This is a genomic window from Nonomuraea sp. NPDC003201 (assembly GCF_053590415.1).
On sequence record NZ_JBSFTC010000509.1, the window covers coordinates 1 to 5,318 of the forward strand.

Genomic DNA, 5,318 nt, shown 5'->3' on the forward strand with positions numbered 1-5,318 from the left:
CCGTACGAGGGGGTCGGGGGGGGGGGGGTCGGTCTGGCCGGCGGCGACCACGAGCCCCGGGCCGGTGACGCCGGCGGCGGCGCCGGCGCCGGCCAGCGACTGCGGGGTGGGCGACACCGAGGGTAAGGGCGGGACGAGAGCGGCATGGGCCGCGGGGACGGGCAGGAGCGCCCCCGCACACAGGGTCGCGGCCAGCGCGAGGCACGCCGCAGGGGTGATCTTGCGTCTGCTCAAGGAAGTCTCCACTGGTCTATACCCATGAGGGGTCGGGGGCGCGCCTTTCTCTGCGCGGTCTAGACCGGCAACCTGATCATCACCCTAATATCGGCATCTTTACTGTCAAGAGTTGCAATGCAGCACATGTCCGGCAAACCCTGCCAATGAACCAGCCTGCGCCCCTCCGCGTATCCGATGAACATGAGGGCAGCGACGCGGATCTACGCCGGTTCGGTGGTGGCGGCGGGGGTCGTGGTGCTGGTCGCGGCCCTGCGGTTCGGGGGTGCCGAGGCGGAGCCGGTGATCGCCGGCCTGCCCGCCGCCGGGCCGGTCACCGAGTGGGCCCTGCCGCTGGTCAAGCTCGGCTACGATCTGTGCGCGGTGGCCACCCTGGGAACGTTGCTGGCCGCCGTCGTCCTCGCGCCGGCCGGCTCGCCCGAGAAGGCGGCCTGCCTGCGGGCGGCCCGGTGGTGGGCGCTGGGATGGGCGGTCACCGCCGCCCTGAGCTACCCGCTGACCATGTCGTACGTGCTGCCGCTGCCCGTCACGGACCTGATCGCCGATCCCGGCCTGCTGCGCTACGGCCTGACCATCCCGCAGGCGCGGGCCCTGCTGCCGGTGCTGGGCGCCATCACCATGGTCGTCCTGGCCACCCGGCTGCCGCGCCTGCCCGGGTGGATCGCGCTCGCGGTCGCCGCGTTCGGGCTGCTGCCCCCCGCCTACGTCGGGCACGCCGCCTCGGCCGCCGACCACGACGTCGCGGTCTCCGCGCTGACGGCTCACCTGATCGCGGTGTCGTTGTGGGTCGGCGGGCTGGGCGCCGTCCTCATCCACTTCCGCCGCGCCGGCGACCTGCGGGCCGTGCTGTCCCGGTTCAGCACGATCGCCTTGTGCTGTTTCGCGGCGGTGGCCGTCTCCGGGGTGGTGGGGGCGTGGGTGCGGCTGAGCGCCGTGTCCGACCTCTGGCGGACCGAGTACGGGCAGTTCCTGCTGGCCAAGACCGCCGCGCTCGCGCTGCTCGGCCTGTTCGGCTGGACCCACCGGAGCCGTACGGTCGCGCACGTCGCCGACCGGAGCGCGCGCCACGTCTTCGTCCGGCTGGCGGCGGGCGAGATGATCGTGATGATGGCGGCCATGGGCCTGGCCGTCGGCCTCTCCCGCACCCCGCCGCCGCCCCCGCCGCCGGGAACCGGCGACGCGCATGAGCGCCTGCTGGAGTACGACCTGCCGCCCTTCACGCCCGGCGCGCTGCTGACCGAGCTCCGCCCGGACACGCTGATCCTGCTCTGCCTGGCCCTGCCCGCCGTCGGATACCTGGTCGGCGTGCGCCGCGTGGGGGACTGGCCGCTCGGCCGCACGCTCGCCTGGTACGCCGGCCTCGCGCTCCTGGCGCTGGTCCTGCTCTCCGGGATCGGCGGTTACGCGCGGGCGATGCTGTCGGTCCAGGCCCTGCAGCACGTCGTGCTGGCCGTCGTGGCTCCGCTCCTGCTCTGCCTCGGCGCCCCGCTCACCCTCGCCGCCCGGGCCACCACGGAGTCCTCCCAGTACGGCGACCTCGGCGCCTGGCTCCGGAAGCGCAGGTTGACCTTCCTCGCCCTGGTGCCGGCGGCGTACATGGTGGCGTTCCCGCTGCTGTACCGCACCGGCTGGCTGGTCTGGTCGCTGGCCGGTCACGCCGCCCATCTGCTCACCATGGCCCTGTTCCTGGGCGGCGGGCTGCTGGTCTTCTGGGTGCTGGCCGGCGTGGACCCGATGCCGCGCCCCGTCTCCCGGCCACTGCGTGCCGGGCTGCTGGGCGGCGTGCTGCTGGTGCAGCTCGCCGTGGGGGCGTTCCTGCTGCTCGGCCCGCCGGTCGCGGCCGACTGGTTCTACCTGGTGGGCCCCGACGACGGGCCGGACCTCCTCACCGACCAGCAGCTGGCCGGGGCCGTCCACCTGCTCGTCCCGCTGCTCCCGCTCGCCTTCCTGGCCGTACGGCGGGCGCGACACGTTCCAAGCCCGTGACGCGCCTGCCCGGCGCCGCGGGCCACTGAGGCGACGGGCCCGCCGTCGGGGTCAGGCGAGCTGCCCGGCCGCCGTACGCGCCGCCATCCGCCGCTCGAACCACACCGAGGTGAACGGCGGCACCGCGCACGCCAGCCCCAGCACCACGGTGCCCCGGCTCCAGCCCGCCTCTCGCGCCGAGAGCATCACCCCGGCCGCGTACAGCACGAACAGCGCGCCGTGGATCGGCCCGAACACCTTCACGCCGAGCTCGCCGGTCTCGGTCACATGCTTGAAGAACATCCCGACCAGCAGCCCCGCCCACGAGCACGCCTCGGCCACCGCCACGAGTCGAAACCAGCGCAGCACAATCCACCCTTTCGTCCGATTATCGCGCTCACTCTACAGGCCGTAGAGCGCAGCCTGATCATCGCCCACTCGCCGTTCGTCCTGCTGGCGACCTCGAACTCGGACAGGACCTGCGACGTCTCCCCCCGAGGGGACCCCGCCGGGTCGGTGCCGGTCCTCGACGACCACCGGCTGGTGCTCGCCGACGCTCGGACGGATCGCCAAGGACCAGATGGGCATCAAGGGGTTCCGGCGAAGGTGATCGACGCGGGTCTCGCCATGGACGCCAGGATGAACCAGTATGAGGGCGCGTCGTCAGGGGAGCGGGGGCAGGGGCTTGTCGTGGAGCCAGGCCGACAGCAGCGGCCCCACCGGCTGGGCGGCGTGCCGCTGGACGTGCGCGGCGAAGTCCTGGGTGGTGACGTTCGCGTGCCGGCGCCCCGCCGTCCAGTCGCGCAGCATGGGGAAGAAGACCTCGTCGCCCAGCGTGCGGCGCAGCGCGTGCACGGTCAGCGCCCCCCGCTTGTACACGCGGTCGTCGAACAGCGTGCCCACCCCGGGGTCGGTCAGGATGAAGTCCTGCGGGAGGGCGGTGAGGCGCTGGTGCCAGCGCTGGGCGTGGGCGGCGGCGGGCTGCCCGCCCGAGGCCTCCGACCAGAGCCATTCGGCGTAGGTGGCGAACCCCTCCTGCAGCCAGATGTCGCTCCAGCGGGACAGCGTGAGGCTGTTGCCGAACCACTGGTGGGCCAGCTCATGGGCGACCAGCCGCTCGAACCCGCGCCGCCCGTCCACGTGGTTCCTGCCGAAGATCGACATACCCTGCGCCTCGACCGGGATGTCCAGCTCGTCGTCGACCACGACGACGACGTAGCCGCCGAACGGATAGGGCCCGAAACGGTCGGTGAACACCGCCATCATCTCGCCCTGCCGCCCGAAGTCGTGCCGGACGCGGGTGGCCAGGCGCGTCGGATGGGCCACCCGGGCGCCCGCGACCTCCGCGAGCCGGTAGCGCCCGATCTGCACGCTGGCCAGGTAGCTCGCCATCGGCTCGGGCTGATCGTAGACCCAGGTCGTGTTCCCGCCCGCGCGGCGCTGGCCGGTGAGCGCCCCGTTCGCGATGACCACGTACGGCGACGCGGTCGTCACGGAGATCCGGTACGTCGCCTTGTCCCCGGGCCGGTCGTTGCACGGGAACCAGGACGGCGCGCCGATGGGCTGCCCGGCGACCAGCGCGCCGTCGGACAGCTCCTCCCAGCCCAGCCCGCCCCACGGGCTCGGCACCGGCACCGGCCTGCCCCCGTAGCGGACCTCGACACCGGCGACGGCGCCCGCGGCCAGCGACCAGGGCAGCGTCACCCGCAGCTTGCCCTGGCCGTGCGCATGGCGGGCGGGAACGCCGTCCACGGTGACGCCTTCGACCCGGAAGCGGCCGAGGTCCAGGTCGAGCACGCCGAGGGGCTCGGCGGCCGTCACCGTGAGCAGGGCCGTGCCGTCGAGCCGGTTGTTCGCCAACCGGTACTTCAGCGCCAGGTCGTAGTGCGACACCATGTAGCGGTGGTCGCCGTGCCCGGGGAAGTACGGTGTCATCGCCACGCCGAGATGGGGTTGCCGAACCAGCGCGTACGGCCGGGCACCGACTCCCCCCGCATGACGAGCGAGGCCGGCCCGATCGTGGCGTCGGCGCCCACCCGCGCGGCCGGCAGCACCACACCGTGCGGACCCAGCGTCGCGCCCGCGTCGAGGGTCACCGTGTCCATGTTCATGACCCGGTCGTGGAACAGGTGGGTCTGCAGGACGCAGCCCCGGTTGACGCAGGCGCCATCACCCAATGACACCAGATCCGCCTCTGGCAGCCAATATGTGTCACATGTGACACCATGCCCGATGTGCGCCCCGAGTGAACGCAGCCACACGTTCAGCGGCGCGGTCCCCAGCCACGGCTGCGCGAACCAGGGCGCCGCCAGCACCTCCACGAAGTTGTCCGCCAGCTCGTTGCGCCACACGAACGAGCTCCACAGCGGCCGGCTGCCCGCCCGGATCCGGCCGACCAGCGCCCATTTGGCGGCCGTCGCGACCAGGGCGGCGGCCACACCCGCGGCCAGCAGCACCACGCCGCCCAGCGCGAGCGTCACCGCGAAGCCGTAGCTCGCCGCGAGCCACTCGAAGGCGGCGGCGACCAGGACGGCGAGCGCGACCGCGCACATCGCCGGCACCACGCGGAACGCCTCGACCAGCGCCCTGGCCGCCTTGTACCGGGCGGGCGGGTCGTAGGTGCGGCTGCGGTCGGCGTCCTCGGCGGTGCGGCGCAGCTCCATGGGCGGCATGCCCACGTACGAGGAGCCGGACCTGGCCTTCTTCGGCGTCGCCGACAGCACGCCGACCAGGCCGTCCTTGGGCACCTTGCGGCCGGGCGCGGTCATCCCCGAGTTGCCGAGGAAGGCGCGCTTGCCGATCCGCGCGGAGGCGATGCGCATCCACCCGCCGTCCAGCTCGTACGGGGCCACCATCGTGTCGTCGGCCAGGAACGCGCCGTCGCCGACGGACGTCATCGTGGGCAGCGCCAGCACCGTGGACAGCTCGACACCGCGGCCCACCTTCATGCCGAGCGCCCGCAGCCACACGGGCGTCAGGACGCTGGCGTACAGGGGGAACAGCCAGACCCGCGCCGAGGCCATCAGCCGCCCCGTCGCCCACGCCTGCCACGCCTGGCGGCTGTGCACCGGGTGACGGCCCGCGTGCAGGCCCAGCCCGAGCAGCCGCACGCTGACCAG

General features: G+C 73.4%; 5 protein-coding genes. 1 reads left to right on the plus strand and 4 read right to left on the minus strand.

Annotated features, from left to right (window positions below; all coding sequences use genetic code 11):
* A partial coding sequence (locus ACWDX9_RS59275) for a hypothetical protein (protein WP_449972439.1) occupies positions 1-234 on the minus strand: 234 nt, incomplete at its 3' end.
* Positions 235-417: 183 nt separating this feature from the next.
* Between ACWDX9_RS59275 and ACWDX9_RS59280 the strand changes: the two genes are divergently transcribed.
* On the plus strand, positions 418-2,220 hold the full coding sequence (locus tag ACWDX9_RS59280) for a cytochrome c oxidase assembly protein (RefSeq protein WP_449972442.1): 1,803 nt from the start codon (positions 418-420) through the stop codon (positions 2,218-2,220).
* Between the two features lie 51 nt (positions 2,221-2,271).
* On the opposite strand, the gene ACWDX9_RS59285 is transcribed toward ACWDX9_RS59280, so the two are convergent.
* The 3 genes from ACWDX9_RS59285 to ACWDX9_RS59295 all read right to left on the minus strand — a co-directional run.
* Complete coding sequence (locus ACWDX9_RS59285) at positions 2,272-2,568, minus strand: DUF3817 domain-containing protein (RefSeq protein WP_363984751.1); 297 nt, start codon at positions 2,566-2,568, stop codon at positions 2,272-2,274.
* A 294-nt stretch (positions 2,569-2,862) separates the two neighbouring features.
* Positions 2,863-4,134 (minus strand): M1 family metallopeptidase, encoded by a 1,272-nt coding sequence (locus ACWDX9_RS59290; RefSeq protein ID WP_449972447.1) that lies wholly within the window; start codon positions 4,132-4,134, stop codon positions 2,863-2,865.
* The coding region (locus tag ACWDX9_RS59295) for a Pls/PosA family non-ribosomal peptide synthetase (protein ID WP_449972444.1) at positions 4,131-5,318 on the minus strand (1,188 nt) is incomplete at its 5' end. The genes ACWDX9_RS59295 and ACWDX9_RS59290, both read right to left, overlap by 4 nt.